This window comes from Sinorhizobium psoraleae (assembly GCF_013283645.1).
GTDB classification, from domain to species: domain Bacteria; phylum Pseudomonadota; class Alphaproteobacteria; order Rhizobiales; family Rhizobiaceae; genus Sinorhizobium; species Sinorhizobium psoraleae.
Map to the genome: position 1 here is coordinate 531,803 of NZ_JABEKV010000003.1, position 18,681 is coordinate 550,483.

The window sequence follows — 18,681 nt, forward strand, 5'->3', positions numbered from 1 at the left end:
TAGGTGATCGAAACTTTATCGCTCGAAAATACCTTCAATGTTCGTCAGCAATGTTTGGAAGCAATTGTAGGGAAGTGATACAATCATCCCGCGGAGATTGTCATTATCACCCAATCCCGATAGTTATCCCGCCGTGCATTTCTACTCAAAACGGGTTATAAACTGGAACTGCAGGGTGTAGCGGATCGATTTCGCTCCACCCCAGGCTGAGTTGTGTCAAGACCGGACACGGCCCGCCGCCAGGCAATCGATCGTCTGCGCCCTTGCGCACGATCCATTTCGCTGGAGAGAGTTGTATGACGAAAGACTCCGGATCAGGAGATGACCCCACCGAAGTCCCGGCTTGGCCTGCCCACATGGAGCGGCGGCGTTGGCCCCGCGAGCCGGCTGTGCGGAAGGATCATCAAGGCGGAAAATCACCTGTGCTCGTGCCCTCGCGCTTCTCGACAAACGATCTGCCGCCGGTGGAACAGTTCCAATGCTGGCGGGCGCATATGGCGCCCCTGGTGGATGTCCATCTGCCGGACGGAATGTCCGACGCGGACGGCTTTGCGGCTGAACAGATCGGGTGGCATCTCGGCGACTTGCTGGTCGTTCAACAGCGCACGCCGGGATTTAGCTACACACGCTCGCTGGCAATGCTGCGCTCCAGTCCGATCGATCATTGGAACGTCGGGCTACTTCGCAGCGGCCGGGCATGGACCGAAGTCGACCGCCGCGTCATGGAAGCCGGGCCGGGAGAGATCTTTTTCAGGTCACTGGGCTATCCCTATCGTGGCCGGACGACGGAGGCTGCAACCGTACTTCTGTTCATGCCGTTTGAATTGCTGGCCGATGACGCGAGCACGCTCGAGATCGCCAACAATTCGGTCTTGTCCGGCAGTCTGGCCGACTTGCTCGTGAACTACATCAACGGCATGGAGGCAAACCTCGGCAACATCACAGTCGAGGAGGTGCCTCGCGTCGTTCGCACGATACGCGACATGGTTGTCGCTTGCGTAGCGGCGGTGAGGCCGGACCCAGCCGGGCCCCAGCCGAAAATGGGAGTGATGGAGCGGGCACACCGATACATCCATGTCAACCTGCACTCGGCCGACCTGACGCCCGAAAAGATATGCCGTGAACTGGGCATCTCTCGTACCCGCCTCTATCAGCTCTTCGAGCCGAGCGGCGGCGTGCTAAACTACATCCGCCGGCGTCGGTTGCTGCAGGCCTATGCCGATCTCAGCGATCCGACCAACAACCGGCCCATAGGGGAAATTGCGGAAGCGGCCGGTTTCGAAGTAGCCGCCAATTTCACCCGCGCGTTCAGTCACGAGTTCGGAGCGAGCCCCCGCGAAATCCGCAGGGCTGCGGCCGCAGAACGGCCCATCGTACCTGCTACGCCTTCCGAGAGGAATATCGGCTCTACGATTGGCGATTGGCTCAAGGCCGTCCAAGGCTAATGCAAGAGAGTTGCCTGCGCACAATTTCAGTGCGCAAGATCGGTACCGCGGCAGAATGGGCGGCAGCCACGCGTCGCACGCCTCGTCTTCAGCCCAGCCTGAGATCGACGCCCGGATGCAGCTTCTTGAGGTTTGGCAGAGACTTCGATTGCCAGGGAAACTCTGAGCTTCCGCGGACCGTGAATTGGATGTTCGGCCGCTTGCGCGCCTCGATCGTGAGCTTCGCAAGCAGGTTGATTCCGGATGAATTGAGAAACTGCAATCCCGTGAGATCGACGGTCATGCGATCTGGCTCAGTGTCGAGGACGCTCATCACTAAGGAGAAAATCGGGGCATAGGCCTCGGTGCTGGGCAGGCGCATCGTGCCATCGAAATAGATGTCCTTGCCTTCCGACCAAACGCGATATTCGTCTTCGTTGATTTCCATATTTTTTGCTGCCCATTAGTTCGAGAGCTCGGGGACCGTAATCGCGGCATAGGTTTCCAGCGGGATGTCGCTGTTCTGTCCACCGGGTCCAAAGACCCAAGCAAAGTGAGCACCATAATCGCTCATGAGGGTCAGAAGGCCAAGTCCGGAGCCTGAGCCCGAGCCCGTTGCATTCGCTTCGATCCGTTCTATGAGGAGGTCGCTTGGATCGCCTGTGGTTATTTCCGAAAGCAAGTGCTGGAATTGAGCAGCCGTATCCTTGTCGATGAAATTGGAGACCTTTGCCCGAAAGGCGCTGGCGGCGATCGACGCTTCTACGATGATTTCGCCGGAAGCACGGAACTTCATTGCGTTTTCAATAAGCTCGTTCGTCAGATAGCCAACATTGTGCCGCACCTCCTTATAGAGATTGCGGGAGGTTTTATAGCGCAGCGCAGCGAACTCGGCGACGAAGTCCGAAGTGATTGCGCAGTGTTTCCAGCTGAGATCGAGCGGACCTTCAAAGAGACGAAGTCTTGTCACATCTTCGCCCGTTCCGATCGCGAGGTCCTCCAGTCCGTATAAGGTCGTCATCCGCTTACCTGTGCCTCATCACTACCAGTGTAATATCGTCGTGAATCTTCTGCGTGCCGATATGTGCCATCAGATCCTCGATGATTCCTGATTTGACATCCTCGGCGCTTCGGCCGTAGCGACGACGCGCGCTCTCACAGAGCCTTTCGATGCCAAAGAGTTCGCCGCTCCGATTCTCCGCCTCCGTTACGCCGTCGGTATGGAGAACGATCATGTCACCATGCCCAAAGGAGATGTCGCGCGTTGCCACGAAGGGCGATATGTCCGGCTCCAATCCGATCGGCAGCCCGAGGTCGAGTGTGTCTATCCGCTCCACGTCTCTTAGGTTTCTCACGACGATCAGTTCTTCATGCTGGCCAGAGAGCGTCAGGCGCGCGCCGTCGTAATCGAGGAACGCCAGCGACAGATGCTTGTCGGTGCTGGTTCGGACGAGGTTCTTGTAAATGGCGCGGTTTACGCGGTTGAGAAACTGCGATGGGTCCATCTCCCCGGCTTCCTGCAGTGCCCGCGCGACGGATTGAACCATCAGCATCAGCACGCCACTCTCGAGGCCGTGCCCGGTTACGTCGCCGATCCCGATCTTCAGCCGCTTTCCGTTTTTCAAGACATCGTAGTAATCGCCGCCCACCTCGTCCGCGGGCCGCATGTAGGCTGCGATTTCCAGATCGGCGATTTCCTCAAGCTCGCCAGCTTTGGGCAGGACCATCATCTGGATGCGCCGAGCGACTGCCAGTTCGGCGCCAAGACGCAAATTTTCACTGCGCAACTGTTGGTTTAGCGCTGAGATCTGTAGGTTCGCCTCTTCGATCTCTTTCGTCCGATCCTCGACGAGCTGTTCAAGGTTCTCTGTGTGGAAGCTGATCTGCTCCGCCATTCGATTGAAGGTCGCGCCGGCCTCGCCGACTTCGTCGCGAGTCGGGATATTGACCCTGACGGAATAGTCTTTGGCCTGAATGCGTTTGGCGGCATCGGCAAGTGCACTGATGCCGCCGGTGATCCGCTTTGAAATGGCGAACACGGCGGCAGTAACGAAACACAGGGACACGAGGAGCGCGAGGACCTGATAGATCACAATCCTGTTCGTCGCCTCTGAAATTCCAGCCTGAGCAGCAAACAGCGAGGCGTAGATTTCGCGCTCCGGCACGACAATGCCAAGCATCATGGTTTCACGACGAACAGGGCCAGAAAGCCAAAGGTTCGTCGGCTGGAGCTGTTTCAATACGACGAGGTAAGGTACCCTCTCGCCGTTCTCCACTAGCAGGATATGCTTGAGCAGTCCGTCCTGGCCCAGGGGCAACTTGGCAATTTCCTGCTGGACGCTTTTGCGCAACGAGCGATCGAGACCCGTCACACCTTCGCTGCCGACCGCGCTCGACGCCCGAAGGCCGATGACTTTTTCTCCGACCGGATTGATGGCGACGACGTTGCCATCCGACATAGCCAGGAAGCCGAAGCCGTTGTCGGCGACCTTGACGTTCTCGACGATCTGCGCCAACTGGTCGAGGGTAATATCCGCTCCGGCGGCGCCAGCTACGCGCCTGCGGTCCCGAGACCACAGCGGCTGAAAGAAGCTGACGATGAGCTTGCCGGTGATAGCATCCGTGTATGGCGCTGTCTGGGTCATGTCGTCGCCCACGGGACGCTTCCTGCGATCGCTCGCCCACTGCTCCCACGAGTCGTAAAGACCGGGAAAGAAGAACGACCAGAATTCCGCCTTGTTGTGGCCGGGATAGAGCTTGTCGAAGGTTTGGGCTTGATCCGTGTAGGGCGCTGTCCTGAAGATCGGCCGCTCCTTAGGGCCGATATAGTACATCTGTAGCTTTGACTGACCGTTTGCGAGAAGGCTCGGCGCGACCAGATCGAGCACCGCGCTGTTCTCTATGTCCGTCTGCACCTCAGGAAGCGGCACGTGGTTCGCGTCAAGGAGATAACCCCAGACGCTGACGACTGACAAAGGGCCGGGCAGGTTTTGGGCCCACCCTCCCTTCTGGTCGTATGCAACCGTAACGGCCCCCGGCGCTCCGCGCGCCATCGCTTCGCCGATCTGGGATTTCCTTACGGGCCGATCGATCTGCTCCTGGAGAACACCCGCGAGCGTGCCGACGTCGGAGTGGACCTGATCAATGAGCAGGTTGACGCGAGCCGCCGTCGTTTCAGCATAGGAACGGATATAGTCCCGGCTCGCTTTCTCCAGACCACGGCCGACCTCCGCTGCGGCATCGCGGGAGAGTCTCTGAACATTCCACAGCGCCAGACCACCGGTGACGAGCAGATCAAAAAGCACCGCGCCTCCGACGATGAGAACGAATTTGGCGCGGAAGGAGCGCAAGCCTAAACGGTTGGTCTGCTCGCCGGGGGCGCTCATAGCGGTTTGCGTCCTGACGCGGCCCAGATCGGCCAGCCGGCGTAACCCTTCGGGTGGAGCGCAGCGAAGATGTGGTCCCGGAAGCCTTGACGGAAACGTTCAATGAACTCGGGAGGATCACCGCGCTTCACGGCCATTTCGCCAGCGTAGACGTTCTCCCAGGCAGAGATGATGTCGGCGAAGTCCTGCGGATCTCCATCGAGATTGGTGACCATGAACGATTCGAGGACGATGTCGTCGAAGCCAGCTTCGGCGAGATAACGCCGGCTCTTAGGCCCGAGCTCGACGTCCATCTCGAAATGGCCGAACAGCTTGGCGACCTCCTCGTAGGTCCACTGAATGCTCTGTGATCGCGGCTCGCCGAGGCAGTGCGAGTTCTTCTCATTGGTCATGTACACTCGCCCGCCGGGCTTGCAGATCCGGAAAAGCTCTTTCAAGAGCACGTCCGGCTGGTTGAAAATCTGCAGCGAATGACGGCAGGTCACGAAGTCGAACTGGTTGTCCTCGAGCAACATCTCCGAAGCATCGCCGTAAGTGTATTCAATATCGGTGATGCCGAACCCTGCCGCCACGTCGCGCGCATAGGCAAGGCTTGCCTTCGAATGGTCCAGGGCGACGATTCGTGCTGGCTGGAACTCCTTGCGCACAAGCATGGCGAAATCGCCGATGCCGCAGCAGATGTCCGCCATCACGATTCCGGGGCGGATGCCGTGACGAGGGAGAATGGCGCGCTCGTGGCGCCAGGTCATTTTCGTCTGCGTGCGCAGTATCGGAATGAAACTCGCGTTCTCCACGAAGCTCTGCCCGGGGTAGAACTTGGAATCATAGACCTCGACGGTGACCTGCGGTTCGATCTTGTTCAGGTGCCCGAACATGCGTTCGGTCCAGCCCACGACGCTCGATGTTACCACCACGAAGCGGAGATCCGATCTTTCACGACAGGCATCGAGAACGACACGTGCGAAAGCGTGAAAGGCCGTGTTGTTCATTTGAACCAAGCGTTTTACGTTGATGTAGAGGACGCCTCGCACCTGATCGATTGCGCCCTTGAGCGTTGAAATGCTCGCCGCGATCTCATCGACCGAGCGCGGCCGGATCACTCCCGAAAGAGAAAACTCCTGACTGTTCGGGTCGAATTCCACGTTGAAGGGCGAAAGGGCTGTCGTACTCAACTCACGATTCCTTCCAGAGGCAAGTCAATGACAATCGTTATTTGCGGAGGATCGCTTTCCTCCAGCCGAAGCCGGGCATCGAAATTGATCGCCAGATCGAGCAGGACGACCTCCCTGCTCGGAGCGAGATCGGTCGAAATGGCATCGATATAGCGCGCGTAGGCATTTCCTCTTCGGGTCTTCGAGACCGCTTCTCGATAGAACTGTCTCTGGCCCGGCGGGCAGGGAAAGGTGAGCTTCACCCGTTCTATGGGACCGTGTCGATAGACGGCGCAGCCAATCCGCCCGTCGAGAGAACCGCCACGGAACGACACCTCCAGGAGTTCATTGAGGGCGAATGAAAAGAAATTCGAATGTCGAATAGGATCCGTTCGATTGTGGCTGATCATTCGCGCCATGAAAGTCGACAGCTGGTCGCAGTTGTGCCAGTCCGAAAGAAACGTTCCCATCGCCATCTCGACTTGGAGCAGGGGTTCGAAATGGCCGTCCGCGGCCTCGTTCTCAAGTCCGTTCATGCTGCTTCCTCCTCCGCGCGCAAACCTTGTTCAAGCTTGTCCAGACGATTTCAACGCTCCTTCGCTCACGTTCGTAAAAGGCCCGCAGGCGACTTGCGGAGAAATGCGCCAATTGCTTCGGCAGGCATGGGTAAGCCCAGGAAATATCCCTGCAGGCGGTCGCACCCCTCGTTCTGGAGCCAGGCCGCCTGACCACTTGTTTCCACCCCTTCGGCGGTAACATTCATGCCTAGGCCATGGGCCAATGCGATGATGGAGCGCACGATTGTCTGGCTCTTCTCGTCTGCCTCGAGGTCCTTGATGAAGTACTGATCGATCTTGATCGTGTCGAAGGGGAAATTCTTGAGGTAGCTGAGCGAGGAATAGTAGGTACCAAAATCGTCGAGCGAAATCCGCACGCCGAGCACATTCAAGGTATTGAGCGTATCGAGATTGTTGATCGTTCGCTCCAGCAGCACCGACTCGGTAATTTCGAGCTCAAGACGGTCGGCCCGAATTCCGACGAGATCGAGCGTTTGAGCGACGCGATCCGTAAGACCTTCGTGCAAGAATTCGGCGGGGGACAGATTGACGGCGAGTGTGAGGTGCGGCGGCCAGGTTATCGCCGCCCGGCACGCGCGCTCCAGCAGCCATTGGCCGATCTCGCTCATAAGACCATCAGCCTCAGCCATCGGAATGAAGACATTCGGCGGAATGATGCCGACCAGGGGGTGGCGCCATCGCAAAAGCGCTTCGAAGCCAACGACCGAAGACGATGTCTTCACGAGAGGCTGGTATTCAACGAAAAACTGACCCTCCTGCAGGGCCGAGCGGAGGCCTCGGCGTAGCATTTCCCGTTGTTCGAGCACAACGAGCATGGAGCGGGTGAACGTCCTTGCCCGCCCACGGCCGTCCGTCTTTGCCGCATAGAGCGCGATGTCGGCAGCCTTCATCAGTTGCTCGACTTCGTTGCCGTCTGCCGGCGCAACGGCAACTCCGACGCTTGCGCCGACGAAGACATTGATGCCTTCGATCGTGAATGGTGCCTTGAACGTGTTGACCAGCGCCTCCGCCAGGCGCTCGGCCTCCTTAGGCTGGTCGGCCCTCCATTGGATGACCGCGAATTCGTCGCCGGCCAGCCGGTACGCGAATTCCCGATCCCTCAGAACGCTCCTGATCCGTTCCGCTGCCATCTTGAGAACGTCGTCGCCAGCGCTGTGGCCCAACGTGTCGTTGATCGGCTTGAAATCGTCGAGATCGATTTGCATAAGCGCTAACCGCGCACCGTTCGGCACGGGCAATGCGCCGCGCAAATGATCACTGAATTGCCGCCGGTTCGGCAATCCGGTCAAAGCATCATGGGTTGCCTGATGCAGCAGAAGCGCCCGATCGCTCTCGCTTTGGCTGGATGTCTCGCGGTAGGCGGAACTGCTTTCCGCTTCGATGATCCCGATGCCATTGGCACTGCGAAAGATGACGAGGATGCGGCGATTTCCCGTCGCCATATCCGCGATCTCGACCGTTCGCGGCAGTCCGTTCCCGATGACAAATTCGATGGCGGACTTCGGGCCGGGCGCCAACAGTTCGGGATAGATGTGCCAGAGCGTTGTCTCGACGAGCGAGTCGACGCCGTATGTCCTCCTGTGTGCTGCCGAGCAGCCGAAGAGATGGAAGCTCTCGTCGTAGAAAGAGACGAGTTCGTCGGTATTGGTGAGAGAGTAGCTCTCATGGGAATATGAAGCTGACATCGTCGCATCCGCGTCCGGCATCCTAGCCCTCCACTCCCTTCCCTTTGCTCCTCGTCCGAGCCGTCTCCGTTCTATTCAGCCCCCGACGACGTGCGTTGACCCAGGTCAATATCCAACGCAGTCGTACACCCACAAGTTATGGCGGAAGATGTCGCGGTCAATGCCGCTCGACCAGTGAGGTCGCCGGGATTTTCATAGAATCACCATGGAAACAGTCAAATTTGAGGGTTGTTCGATGTCACGTGCCGATGAATGTTGAACACGTGGCGGCTGTAAAGCGAGGAGGCGGTTCGCGTTTCGAGTGGCAGATTCGCGCAGAAGCGGTCGTGCCAGCAGCAAGCGAAAATTGTCCGAGTCTGCGCTGCCAAGGCAGTGAGTAGGGCGGTCGACATGATCCTGAACCATCGCATGACGCGCATCACGGTCGGCATTCTGCTGCTGATGCTTGTGGTCGCCGTGTTGTTGCCCGGGTTGACGGGGTTTACCAGTCTGGACGGGACCGTCAATGCACGCTTTGCGACCATAAACGCGCCGATCGACGGCGAGATTGCCGAACCGCCGCCTCCGATTGGGACGCCGGTAGCCGAGGGCGAGACACTCGCCATCATTCGCAACGAGCGCGTCAATCGGACCGTCCTGGCGTCGCTGCGTGCCGAACACCGAACTGCTGTCGATCGCGTCGCGGCGCTGGAACGGGAGCGTGACGAGCTTGTGAGCCTGCGCGACCAGCTTGCCGAACGCCTCGCCGTGTTCAAGAGCGCGACCATCGCCAGCCTGGAGCGGGAGCTTCGCATTCTACGGAAACGTGTCGAGGTATCGCGCGCCCAGGATGTGGTGGCAAGAGTGGACCTCGACCGTCGGCAAGAGCTGGAGTCGAAGGGAATCTTTACGCGCAAGATGGTGGAGGCGGCTGAGGCTGCCGGCGCCGCGACCGGCGGCGAACTCGAGATCAGCAACCTGACAGTGGAACTGCTGCAGCAACGCCTCGACGCCGTGCGTCAGGACATATTCGTCGTCGCTGACGGCCAGAACGATGTGCCGTATTCCCGCCAGCGCCAGGACGAGGTGATCGTCCGCATCAACGATCTCAACACCCGCATTGCCGAGAACAGGACACGGGCGAGCCAGACCGAACAGCAAATGATCGAGGAGGAAAAGCGCGTTAGCAACCTCGAATCGGCCACGGTCCCATCGCCGTTCGAAGGGGTTGTTTGGGCGAGGAGCATCGTCGGCGGCTCGAACGTCGTCCTGAACAATGAGATGATGCGGATCCTCGATTGCCGCGAGCTGTTCGTCGACATTCTCGTTCCCGAGGTCGACTACGATGAGATCTATCCTGGCCGAGACGCAGAGGTCCGGCTCTTCGGACGCGGTGAAGTCTTCAAGGGGCAGGTGCAAGCGCTCAAGGGTTCCTCCGCCGTCGTCGAAAAGGACTCTCTTGCCGCCAACGAGCCCGAAACCGACGAGCGCAACGCCCGGATCCGCATTCTGCTTGCACCGTCGGCACTCAATACGGACTTTGCGAATTTCTGCCAGGTTGGGCGCACCGTGCAGGTGCGTATTTCCAAACACAACCTCCGGATCACACAGTGGATCAAAAGCCTGTGGTTCAGTCTCTTCTAACGCTCGCTCCGACCCTGCTGGTCATCGCCTTCTTTCTGCTCGGGCCATTCAACTGGTCGCGCCATCGGACCTGGGCGCGGGCGGTCACCTGTGCCCTGGTTGCTCTCATTGCCTTGCGGTATCTGGTCTGGCGCTTCACCGAAACCGTTCTTCCCTATCCCAATGACGGCCCCAACTTTTACTGGGTCTGGTTGGTGTTCATAGTAGAAATGCTCGCTTTTTCGGAGGTCGTGCTGTTCCTCATACTGATGAGCCGGTATGTCGACCGGAGCATCGACGCGAACCAACTAGGACAGATGTTTTTCGCGCGAAAGCCAGGCGATCTCCCGACCGTCGACGTTTTCATCCCGACCTATAACGAGCCTCTCGACGTTCTCGAAAGAACGATTGTCGGGGCGCTGGCGCTCGACTATCCAAAGGACAAGCTTAAGGTCTACGTACTCGACGACGGTCGCCGCGACTGGCTCAGGACCTTCTGCGAAGGACGGGGCGCGATCCATGTGACCCGACGCGACAACGCCCACGCCAAGGCCGGCAACATGAACAATGGGCTCGCCGTCAGTTCCGGCGATTTCATTGCGGTCTTCGACGCGGACTTCGTCCCCTATCGCAACTTCCTCAGGCGCACGCTACCGTTCTTCTCGGACGAGACGATCGGCATCGTGCAGACGCCGCAACATTTCTTCAACATCGATCCGGTGCAGTCCAATCTTGGCCTCGAAAACGTCTGGCCGGATGAGCAGCGCCTGTTTTTCGACGAGATCGCGCCAAGCCGTGACGGCTGGGACGTGAGTTTCTGCTGCGGCTCCTGTTCGATCGCTCGCCGCAAGGCGATCGATACGATCGGCGGCTTCCCAACCGAGTCGATCACCGAGGACCTGTTGACGACACTTTCGATGCTCAACAAGGGTTATAAGACCCGTTATCTCAACGAGCGACTGTCTATGGGCCTGGCGGCCGAGAACCTGACCGGCTATTTCGTTCAGCGCGAACGCTGGTGCCAGGGCGGCATCCAGACACTCTACCTGCATAACGGCCCCTTACGCGGGCCTGGACTGTCGCTCTTCCAGAGGATCATGTTCCTGCCGATGTCCTGGCTGGTGCAATATCTGGTCCGCTTTACGGTGCTGGTGGTACCGATCGCCTACCTCTGGTTCGGCGCGCTCCCGCTCTATTTCACTGACGTCGGCGACTATCTCTCCCATCAGGTGCCGGTGCTGGCCGCCTATTTTTTGCTGATGTTATGGCTGACACCCACCCGCTACCTGCCGCTGGTCTCCACAGCGGTCGGCACCTTTTCGACCTTCCGGATGCTGCCAACGGTTCTTTCGAGCCTCGTGCGACCGTTCGGCAAGCCTTTCAAGGTGACCCCCAAGGGCAGCGGCAACGAGGCGAGCGCCTTCGACGCCTATACCTTCACCTGGATCGCGGGCTTCATCGTCGTCACTGCGCTTGGCCTGCTGATCAACATCGTTCCGGAAACTGCGCACACGCGCGGCTCGTTCTCAACGATCGCGGCCTTCTGGTCCGGGCTCAACATCGTCGTGCTTGTCATTGCCTCGCTGATCTGCTTCGAGAAGCCGCGACGCCTCCTTCAGGCCTTCAAGCTCGACGAGGCGGTGGAGGTCGACGGTGCTGCAGGGCGCCTGGTCAGCCTTTCCCTGGACAAGGCGGTCGTTGCGGTTCCGACGGAGACGCGCTTCAGGTCGACACGTGTGCTCCTGAACCTTGAAGGCTTTGCGCCGCTCGAGGCAGATCTGAAGCAGGTCACCCAGAGGCGCGGGGATATTACCCGCTCGGGCGACAAGCGGCGTTATTACCTTCATCTCCATTTCGATCTGCGCGGCTTCGAACGCGACAAGATGATCATCAAACTCTATACCGGGCGTTATTCCCGGGAGGTTCCCGATATCGATAAGATCGCGGTGTCAGTGAGCCTGTTGCTGCGCGCTTTCGGACGCACACGTGTCACCTCGTAACCGGGGCTTCACGCTTATGTCTTCCAGCTCGTCGGAGCCATTCCCCCGCCAGCAGATCGCGCGTTGGATAGCCGGAGGAGCTCATGCCCGTTGCGTTGTAGGCGGCATTCGCGATCGCGGCACCAGCGCCGCAGACATCGACTGGCGTTCGGGCTGCGCTGCTCCGTGCCGAACCGGCGCGCCTCCTGCATGCAGGCGATGAGATTGTGGGTCGAGAATGGTACGCCGCATAATGTATCATCAGGAACACTCAGTCGAAGCGGGCCGAAGGACAGCAAGCAGTCCTTCGAAGCCGTTTTATTCACCTTGCGTTGCTGTCGGAATCGGCTGGGAGCGAGAATCAAGGCAAGCATCGTCGTCTCCGCAGGATAGTAGCCGAATGCTTGGGAGCGGCGCTGCTCCATCCGCTGAGGATAAGCGCCATTCTGCGTAGACTATAGCCCCGCACGGGACAGCAACCTCAGTTCGTTGCGACACGTTGCGTGCCTACATATCCCCGACCGGCGCAACGAGGCCGACGCGCCGATTGTAGCGAACCATTCATCCACGTAATGATGCGCAACAACAGGGAAGGCTCACCGCCACCGCCGCTGCGGTCGCACGGTCTTGAGGTTGTCATCGCGTCGGCGGCTCGAAGGTAATGCCCCAGTTCTTGAAGATCGCAGCGATCCTTCCGTTGGCCAGCGCCGCCGCAATGGCGTCGTCGACAGCATAGGCGAGATCCTTGTGCTGAAAATTCAGGCCGACTCCGACAGTCCATTTGCCACGGGCAAAGCCCATAAGTGCCGGCTCGTGCACCGCGAGGCTCGCCTTGGGATGCGAGGCGATGCCCGCCTCAAGCTCCGCGCGCGGGGCCATTGCGGCCATGGTCTCGCCGGATGCCAGACCTTCCATGGCAAGCGCGGTACTGCGATAGCGGCGAATCTTGTCTACCGGGCCGAGGAGAGAGGTCAGGTAGACGTCGGAAATAGAGTCGTTTTCCACGGCCACCGCGTCGTAGCGGAAGAAAGGTGGCGTCGGTCCTTTTTCGAGATAATCCTTCTTGTCGTAGGCGATCGCGATGGTCTCGGACGCGTATTGGCCGGTGAAGGTCACCTGCTCGATCCGGCACGCATATTCGCTGTCATAGGGCACGTGCAGCATCACATCGCTGACGTGGCCGCCGATCGCCGCGCCTTTCCAGACGTAGTTTAGGAGATCTGCGTCGAGCGTCTCCCCCGCTTGGACCAGCCGGAAACGAGCCTTGACGCCAAGTGCTTCAGCAATCGATTGGCCGATGTCCACATCGATCCCGCGTGCTTGGCCGTTCTCTTCATAGGACCACGGCCGGAAATCCTCATAGATCGCAAACTCGATCCAGCCCTCCTCGATCACCCGATCCAAAGAGCGCCCGACGTCCTGTGGAAAGGTGTTCTGCGGTTTGGGCTGCGGCACGTGGCCATCGCATCGTGCGAAGGCCACGGCTGGCACGACGGCGCAGGCCAATACTGCGAGCGCCATGGCCCTGAGAGGATGCATGGCTCACTCCGTCGCCGAAAGCCCGACAGTCAGGATTTCGCTCGCCTTCTTCCAGCTTTCCGGTGTCTCGCCGAGAACCCGGGCTGCCTCGTAGGCAACGCTGTCGGCAACCGGTGCGCCGGAAGCCGTCTCCACCTCAGCGGCGATCTTTTCGAGTTCGCTCTTCAGCGCCTTTGGATCCTCGACCTTGGTCGAAGCAAGCTCATTCCGCACTTCATGCAGCCGATCCGAGTGAGCGTCGAGCGCCCCGTCTGCGGGGCGCGTCTCGATATAGGTTCGGATCGCCCAGGCCGCCTTCTGGCCGAGAATATCCCCGAAGGCAGGCATCTTGGTCGTGCCGTCCTGGGTGTAACCGTGGCGGAAGCGCTCTATGAACCATTCGTCGCCATATTCCTCCGCTTCCAGGAAGCGAAGGTCGGGGGCAAGCCCGCCGGATACGGCGCCGAGCCCGTGACAACGGGCACAGTTCTGATTAAAGCCGGACGCGCCGACCTCGACGGCTTTCAGCCAGACATCATGCCCGGCCTTCGCCTCCCGATAGGGGTTCTCCGTCAGCCATTCCTCACCTATTTCGGGCAACGCATCGGTGTTGACCGGCTGGGGCGCGACGTCGCCATGCGCGACGACCATCGTCGCTGTTGCCAACAATGCGAACCCCGCAAGCCCGGCTCGGATACGGTTTCTGGACATCTTTCCTCCTCCATGATCTCGCTGGGGTTTTTAACGCCCGTCGCCGGTGCCGCGGAATACGACCTAGGTCGCGGCCTGGCATGGTACCTAGGTCGTATTCCACCCTCGGCGGCCCCACCCTAACGTCTTCCGTGGGAGGAGCGTCCAATGTCGGAGATCCGCATCAGACGGACAATGTCCGCATGCCTTTTGGCTGCGCATCTTAGCGCTGCCGGGGTGGCTCAGGCGGAGATCACCGTCGCCGTCACCTATCTGCGCCAGGAGCAGAAGGCGCCGCCGGTGCTTTCCAATCTCGATCCGGTCCCCGCGGATCTGGGGATCGCAGGAGCGAGGGTCGCTCTGGCCGATAGCGAGACGACCGGCAAGTTCCTCGGCCATCACTACAGACTGCAGGTCGTCTCCGTTGAGCCGGGAGGCGATCTTGCGGCGGCGGCGAAAACCGCGCTCGCTGCTTCGTTGGTTCTTCTCCTCGATGCGTCCGCCGAAGGCATTCTGACGGTCGCCGACCTGCCCGAGGCGGGGGGCGCACTGCTCTTCAACGTCGCGTCCGGCGAACGCCGCCTGCGCGACGGCGAGTGCCGTGCCAATCTCCTGCACACGATTGCGGAGGATGCGATGGGCGCCGATGCGTTGATGCAGGTGTTGAGAGCGCGCCGCTGGACGCGCACGGCCCTGATCGTCGGCCCCAGGCCAGAGGACGAGAACTTCGCAGCAACCTTGCGAGCCGCTGCGGCGAAGTTTGGCGTCGAAATCCTCGCCGAGAAGGCCTGGACCTTCGACACTGACTTAAGGCGCGCAGCCAGCAAGGAGGTGCCGCTATTCACGCAGGACCTTCCCGACTACGACGTGCTGCTGATTGCCGACAAGACGGACGATTTCGCTCGCTATGTTGCCGACAATACCTGGCTGCCGCGTCCGGTTGCCGGCGCCGACGGCCTAAGCGGTGAGGGTTGGGCGCCAGTTCTGGAACAATGGGGGGCCGTGCAGCTGCAGAACCGCTTCGAAGCTGCGGCAAAGCGGGAGATGCGGCCGCGTGATTACGCCGCCTGGACGGCACTGCGGACGGTCGCCGAGGCGGTAACGCGGATGAACTCGGCCGATCCGATGAAGCTGCGGAATTACATCCTGTCGGATGCGTTTGCCCTCGACGGCTTCAAGGGCCGTTCGCTCAGCTACCGCGACTGGAACGGGCAATTGCGTCAGCCAATGCCTGTGGTGAACGCCCGCGCACTCGTCGAGCTCGCGCCGCTCGATGGTTATCTGCACCAGGGAAGCGACATGGACACGCTGGGTCTCGACCGCGCGGAAAGCGCCTGCGAGGCGTTCGGGGGATGAGATGAGGCTGATCTTTGTTTTCCTAATGGCACTTCCCGTTGTCGCGTTTCCGGACGCTGCGGCCGCCGGCGAAATCTGGGTCACCAACGAGAAGGACGACAACATCTCGGTGATAGACATCGCGACGCTCGAAGTCGTGCGCACCATTGCCACGGGTGAACGCCCGCGCGGCATCACATTCAATTCCGACCATTCGCGCGCCTATATCTGCGCATCCGACAGCGACGCGGTTGAGGTAAGAGACGCCCGAACTGGCGAAATGCTTCATGAGCTTCCTTCGGGCGAGGATCCGGAGCAGTTCGTGCTGGCACCCGACGACAAGCACCTGTGGATCGCAAACGAAGACGACGCGGTGACGACGGTGGTCGACGTCGATACCCGCAACGTCGTTGCGCAGATCAATGTCGGCATCGAGCCCGAGGGCATGGCTGTTTCGCCAGACGGCAAGATCGTCGTAACGACTTCCGAGACGACAAACATGGCGCATTGGATCGATACGACGACAATGACGATTTTCGCAAATACGCTGGTTGACAGCCGGCCCCGCCATGCGGAGTTCACCGCGGACGGGCGCGAGCTTTGGGTATCCTCCGAGATCGGTGGCACGGTGACCGTCTTCGACGTCGCAACCCAGGCGGAGAAGGGCAAGATCGCGTTCGGCATCGCCGGAATCAATGCAGACCTGATCCAGCCCGTCGGCTTTGAATTCGCGCCCGACGGCAAAACGGCTTTCGCCGCGCTCGGCCCATCAAACCACGTGGCCGTGATCGACATGAAGACATTGGCGGTCGAGGAATACATTCTCGTCGGCCGACGCGTCTGGCACATGGCCTTCTCGCCCGATCACAAGCAGCTTTTCACCACGAATGGTGTTTCCGGCGACGTCACGGTGATCGATGTGGCAGCGCGCGAACCGGTCAAGTCAATCAAGGTCGGCCGCTTTCCATGGGGGGCTGCTGCCCGCCCGTGACAGACAGGAAACCATCGGAAGGGGCGAGCATGAGCGGACTGGCGATCGATTCGATAAGCCATATGTGGCGGCAAGCGGGCACTCCAAGACGTGAGCTTCTCCGTTTGCCGCGGTGAGTTCTGCGCGCTGTTCCGGCCGAATGGCGCCGGCAAGTCGACGCTGTTCGGCCTTATGACACGGCTTTTTCACGCCGCCGGTCTCGATCGCTGGCTATGATCTCGCGCGCGAACCGCCGGGCGCCCTTCGGCACATCGGCGTCGTCCTCCAACAGCGGACCATCGACCTCGATCTCACCGTCCGGCGCAATCTTCTTTTTTTCGCCGGCCTTTGCGGCCGCCGAGCCTCAAAGCTGCGGACCGCCAGGGCGATTTTTGCAACCGCTGAACCCTTGGAAATTGCACACCACACAGTCCCCTATCAATCAGTCGCTCGCACAGCGCTGATGATCCATGCACGCGAATCGAAAAACACACCTTCGGCAGTCATATGCGAGTCCAGCAAGTCACGCAGCCGCTGCTGTGGCTGGTCCGGTGGTTCATCCGTGCGCGCGAGCGCGTCCTTCACTAGATAGAGATCGGTGAGCGCATCAAAAGCGGCATCAACGTTTGGTCCGTAAAAGACCGGCTCTTGAATCTCGACAAAGTCGATCGAGGCGAAGCCGGCAGCGCTAAGAAGTTCTGTGGCGATGGCGGGATCGCCAAGTGAAAACGCCTTGCCGGCATCTTCTGAAATCGCGCGCCCCGGAGCCAACGCTTGCCTTATGGCGCCTGACCACTCATTGCGCTCCTGACTCTGCCACACCATCCACGCAAGGCGCGCCCCCGAGCGCATTGCCCGGGCGATATTGGCAAATGCCGCCGCCGGATCAGCAAAGAACATTACTCCGAACCGGCTAATGCATAGGTCGAATCTGGCAGCCGGAAAGTTGTGGTGTTGCGCGTCGCCCAGCTCAAACACGACATTCCGAAGCCCTGCATCTTTGCAACGTTGCTGCGCAATCTTCAGCATCTCAGCAGAAGTATCCACCCCGATCACCTCCCCTTCCACCGCGACGCAGGCGGCCTCACGGGTGGTTTGGCCTGCACCGCAACCGACATCGAGCACTCGGTCGCGCATTCCGACGCTGGCAGCGGCCCGTAAATGCCGATTATGCCGCGACAGCTCTGCGTCGTAAAAATCAGCGCACTGCAGCCCCATGAGAAATCACCCTTTCTGTCCTGAAGCGTATCGACTATTAAACTGGTTTTATTTGAAAATCAGATGTGCAGAAACAAATTTGGTTTTAATTTGCAATCGGAAGGATCAAACAATGGCGCAAAGCGGTCGCAACGTCCGAATGCATTTTTGCCCGACTTGCGACTCGACCGTCTATTAAGGCCAATGGCTCCCCGTCCTGGATCGGGGTTGCGGTAGGTTCATTTGCCGACCCAGACTTCGCGCCGCCTGCCATCAGTGTTCGAACAGTCAAAACATAAGTGCGTTCAGCTTGGCGAAATGGTAGAGCATTTCCCAAGCCTTCCAACCGGCCAATACTAGCCTGAATCGCCGCGGTGGCAGCCGTGAGCGCACCGAACGTCGGTTTCCACCTGATCGATCTTTTGGACCGGGGCTAAAGCTGGTTGTCCGGATCTTTGACATAGACGGCGAGTATCTTGCCCCATCTCGCCGGTTCGCTCGCCAGTCCGTAGACGATTTCTCTAAGCGAAACTGTTTGCAAGGTCAGCTGTCCACGCAAGGGGGAAGTCTGTGTTGGGCACTGAAGGCCAGACTTTCGCGAAGAGTCTCGGGACCGTGATAAAGCTCCAGCGCTGCGTCCGATCAAACCCGCGGCGCTGTGGGCTCTTCTTGCGTCGCTCGCTCAATGGGAAAGTGCTGCCTTTATCCGCTCATCGGCCTTCTTCGGCAGTTTCACCGCCTTCACGGCTTCGACATTGGCCGGCACGTCGCCGACCTGGATCAATGCCACCATGCCCATGGAGAAGTGCGGCGAACACTTGATGCCGTAGAGGCCCGACACGGTGACGGTCATCACGTATTCTTCGTTTACCTTGCTTTTGAACTTGTCCACGCCGTCGGGCAGCATGCCTTTGATCGACTCGACATTGTGGCCTTTGTCCGCCGGTACGAAACGGATCGTGTCGCCGGGTGCGGCTTTCACGAAGGCCGGCTCGAAGACCATCGCCCCGCTCTCGCCCTTGTTCAACATCTTTATTTCGTGTTCCTCGGCGAAGGCCCCTGCGGCAATGAGCACGATCGCGGCCATGATACCCGTTCTTCTCAGCATTCATCTCTTCCTGCGGTTTTGAAACTGACACAAGCAAATATCGAAAGGGCAGGGCGAC

At 59.7% G+C, this 18,681-nt stretch carries 16 protein-coding genes and 1 pseudogene; 7 read left to right on the top strand and 10 right to left on the bottom strand.

The annotated features are described in order from the left end of the window. Nucleotides 1-296: 296 nt before the first annotated feature. Nucleotides 297-1,445 (top strand): helix-turn-helix domain-containing protein, encoded by a 1,149-nt coding sequence (locus ILFOPFJJ_RS18270; protein ID WP_173511978.1) that lies wholly within the window; start codon nucleotides 297-299, stop codon nucleotides 1,443-1,445. An 88-nt stretch (nucleotides 1,446-1,533) separates the two neighbouring features. On the opposite strand, the gene ILFOPFJJ_RS18275 is transcribed toward ILFOPFJJ_RS18270, so the two are convergent. The 6 genes from ILFOPFJJ_RS18275 to ILFOPFJJ_RS18300 all read right to left on the bottom strand — a co-directional run bounded on the left by ILFOPFJJ_RS18275 (nucleotide 1,534) and on the right by ILFOPFJJ_RS18300 (nucleotide 8,245). Continuing rightward, a complete protein-coding gene (locus ILFOPFJJ_RS18275; protein WP_173511979.1) occupies nucleotides 1,534-1,872 on the bottom strand; it encodes a slr1659 superfamily regulator in 339 nt (112 codons plus the stop codon). Between the two features lie 15 nt (nucleotides 1,873-1,887). Continuing rightward, nucleotides 1,888-2,445 carry a slr1658 superfamily regulator gene (locus tag ILFOPFJJ_RS18280; protein WP_173511980.1) on the bottom strand — a complete coding sequence of 186 codons (558 nt, stop codon included), beginning with the start codon at nucleotides 2,443-2,445 and terminating at the stop codon, nucleotides 1,888-1,890. Between the two features lie 4 nt (nucleotides 2,446-2,449). After that, nucleotides 2,450-4,810: a SpoIIE family protein phosphatase gene (locus ILFOPFJJ_RS18285; RefSeq protein ID WP_173511981.1), complete on the bottom strand. Its 2,361-nt coding sequence runs from the start codon at nucleotides 4,808-4,810 to the stop codon at nucleotides 2,450-2,452. Further along, on the bottom strand, nucleotides 4,807-5,982 hold the full coding sequence (locus ILFOPFJJ_RS18290; protein WP_173511982.1) for a class I SAM-dependent methyltransferase: 1,176 nt from the start codon (nucleotides 5,980-5,982) through the stop codon (nucleotides 4,807-4,809). Before ILFOPFJJ_RS18290 ends, ILFOPFJJ_RS18285 begins: the two co-directional genes overlap by 4 nt. Further along, entirely contained in the window at nucleotides 5,979-6,497 is a 519-nt protein-coding gene (locus ILFOPFJJ_RS18295; protein WP_173511983.1) for a ubiquinone biosynthesis methyltransferase UbiE, read from the bottom strand. Before ILFOPFJJ_RS18295 ends, ILFOPFJJ_RS18290 begins: the two co-directional genes overlap by 4 nt. Nucleotides 6,498-6,562: 65 nt before the next feature. Next, entirely contained in the window at nucleotides 6,563-8,245 is a 1,683-nt protein-coding gene (locus ILFOPFJJ_RS18300) for a putative bifunctional diguanylate cyclase/phosphodiesterase (RefSeq protein ID WP_173511984.1), read from the bottom strand. Between the two features lie 369 nt (nucleotides 8,246-8,614). On the opposite strand from ILFOPFJJ_RS18300, the gene ILFOPFJJ_RS18305 reads away from it, so the two are divergent. Both ILFOPFJJ_RS18305 and ILFOPFJJ_RS18310 read left to right on the top strand, forming a co-directional pair. Beyond that, entirely contained in the window at nucleotides 8,615-9,847 is a 1,233-nt protein-coding gene (locus ILFOPFJJ_RS18305) for an HlyD family secretion protein (protein ID WP_173511985.1), read from the top strand. Continuing rightward, nucleotides 9,829-11,826 (top strand): glycosyltransferase, encoded by a 1,998-nt coding sequence (locus tag ILFOPFJJ_RS18310; RefSeq protein ID WP_173512492.1) that lies wholly within the window; start codon nucleotides 9,829-9,831, stop codon nucleotides 11,824-11,826. The genes ILFOPFJJ_RS18305 and ILFOPFJJ_RS18310 overlap by 19 nt, the downstream gene beginning before the upstream one ends. A 615-nt stretch (nucleotides 11,827-12,441) precedes the next feature. Here the strand turns inward: ILFOPFJJ_RS18310 and ILFOPFJJ_RS18315 are convergent. Both ILFOPFJJ_RS18315 and pedF read right to left on the bottom strand, forming a co-directional pair. After that, a complete protein-coding gene (locus ILFOPFJJ_RS18315; RefSeq protein WP_246299680.1) occupies nucleotides 12,442-13,344 on the bottom strand; it encodes a substrate-binding periplasmic protein in 903 nt (300 codons plus the stop codon). Nucleotides 13,345-13,347: 3 nt separating this feature from the next. Beyond that, entirely contained in the window at nucleotides 13,348-14,034 is a 687-nt protein-coding gene (pedF, locus tag ILFOPFJJ_RS18320) for a cytochrome c-550 PedF (RefSeq protein ID WP_173511986.1), read from the bottom strand. Between the two features lie 147 nt (nucleotides 14,035-14,181). Here pedF and pedA1 point away from each other — a divergent pair, with 147 nt between their 5' ends. The 3 genes from pedA1 (at nucleotide 14,182) to ILFOPFJJ_RS35115 (ending at nucleotide 16,555) form a co-directional block, all read left to right on the top strand. Continuing rightward, the gene (gene pedA1 / locus ILFOPFJJ_RS18325; RefSeq protein WP_173511987.1) at nucleotides 14,182-15,369 is read left to right on the top strand and encodes a lanthanide ABC transporter ABC transporter substrate-binding protein PedA1; all 1,188 of its coding nucleotides are present in this window, start codon (nucleotides 14,182-14,184) and stop codon (nucleotides 15,367-15,369) included. 1 nt (nucleotide 15,370) lies between these two features. Next, nucleotides 15,371-16,339: a YVTN family beta-propeller repeat protein gene (locus ILFOPFJJ_RS18330; RefSeq protein ID WP_173511988.1), complete on the top strand. Its 969-nt coding sequence runs from the start codon at nucleotides 15,371-15,373 to the stop codon at nucleotides 16,337-16,339. 90 nt (nucleotides 16,340-16,429) lie between these two features. Beyond that, nucleotides 16,430-16,555, top strand: coding sequence for an ATP-binding cassette domain-containing protein (locus tag ILFOPFJJ_RS35115; RefSeq protein WP_312032707.1), 126 nt, complete (start codon nucleotides 16,430-16,432; stop codon nucleotides 16,553-16,555). A 201-nt stretch (nucleotides 16,556-16,756) separates the two neighbouring features. On the opposite strand, the gene ILFOPFJJ_RS18340 is transcribed toward ILFOPFJJ_RS35115, so the two are convergent. Then, nucleotides 16,757-17,536 (bottom strand): class I SAM-dependent methyltransferase, encoded by a 780-nt coding sequence (locus ILFOPFJJ_RS18340; protein ID WP_173511989.1) that lies wholly within the window; start codon nucleotides 17,534-17,536, stop codon nucleotides 16,757-16,759. Nucleotides 17,537-17,651: 115 nt separating this feature from the next. Here ILFOPFJJ_RS18340 and ILFOPFJJ_RS35120 point away from each other — a divergent pair. Continuing rightward, a pseudogene (locus tag ILFOPFJJ_RS35120) lies at nucleotides 17,652-17,875 on the top strand (GFA family protein); the annotation flags it as partial. A gap of 322 nt (nucleotides 17,876-18,197) precedes the next feature. On the opposite strand, the gene ILFOPFJJ_RS18345 reads toward ILFOPFJJ_RS35120, so the two are convergent. Continuing rightward, the gene (locus ILFOPFJJ_RS18345) at nucleotides 18,198-18,623 is read right to left on the bottom strand and encodes a pseudoazurin (RefSeq protein ID WP_173511990.1); all 426 of its coding nucleotides are present in this window, start codon (nucleotides 18,621-18,623) and stop codon (nucleotides 18,198-18,200) included. Nucleotides 18,624-18,681: the final 58 nt, after the last annotated feature.

Coding starts and splice junctions, on each gene's coding strand:
- ILFOPFJJ_RS18270 (WP_173511978.1), top strand. CDS start 297: ATGACGAAAGACTCCGGATCAGGAGATGACCCCACCGAAGTCCCGGCT.
- ILFOPFJJ_RS18275 (WP_173511979.1), bottom strand. CDS start 1,872: ATGGAAATCAACGAAGACGAATATCGCGTTTGGTCGGAAGGCAAGGAC.
- ILFOPFJJ_RS18280 (WP_173511980.1), bottom strand. CDS start 2,445: ATGACGACCTTATACGGACTGGAGGACCTCGCGATCGGAACGGGCGAA.
- ILFOPFJJ_RS18285 (WP_173511981.1), bottom strand. CDS start 4,810: ATGAGCGCCCCCGGCGAGCAGACCAACCGTTTAGGCTTGCGCTCCTTC.
- ILFOPFJJ_RS18295 (WP_173511983.1), bottom strand. CDS start 6,497: ATGAACGGACTTGAGAACGAGGCCGCGGACGGCCATTTCGAACCCCTG.
- ILFOPFJJ_RS18300 (WP_173511984.1), bottom strand. CDS start 8,245: ATGCCGGACGCGGATGCGACGATGTCAGCTTCATATTCCCATGAGAGC.
- ILFOPFJJ_RS18305 (WP_173511985.1), top strand. CDS start 8,615: ATGATCCTGAACCATCGCATGACGCGCATCACGGTCGGCATTCTGCTG.
- ILFOPFJJ_RS18315 (WP_246299680.1), bottom strand. CDS start 13,344: ATGCATCCTCTCAGGGCCATGGCGCTCGCAGTATTGGCCTGCGCCGTC.
- pedF (WP_173511986.1), bottom strand. CDS start 14,034: ATGTCCAGAAACCGTATCCGAGCCGGGCTTGCGGGGTTCGCATTGTTG.
- pedA1 (WP_173511987.1), top strand. CDS start 14,182: ATGTCGGAGATCCGCATCAGACGGACAATGTCCGCATGCCTTTTGGCT.
- ILFOPFJJ_RS18330 (WP_173511988.1), top strand. CDS start 15,371: ATGAGGCTGATCTTTGTTTTCCTAATGGCACTTCCCGTTGTCGCGTTT.
- ILFOPFJJ_RS18340 (WP_173511989.1), bottom strand. CDS start 17,536: ATGGGGCTGCAGTGCGCTGATTTTTACGACGCAGAGCTGTCGCGGCAT.
- ILFOPFJJ_RS18345 (WP_173511990.1), bottom strand. CDS start 18,623: ATGCTGAGAAGAACGGGTATCATGGCCGCGATCGTGCTCATTGCCGCA.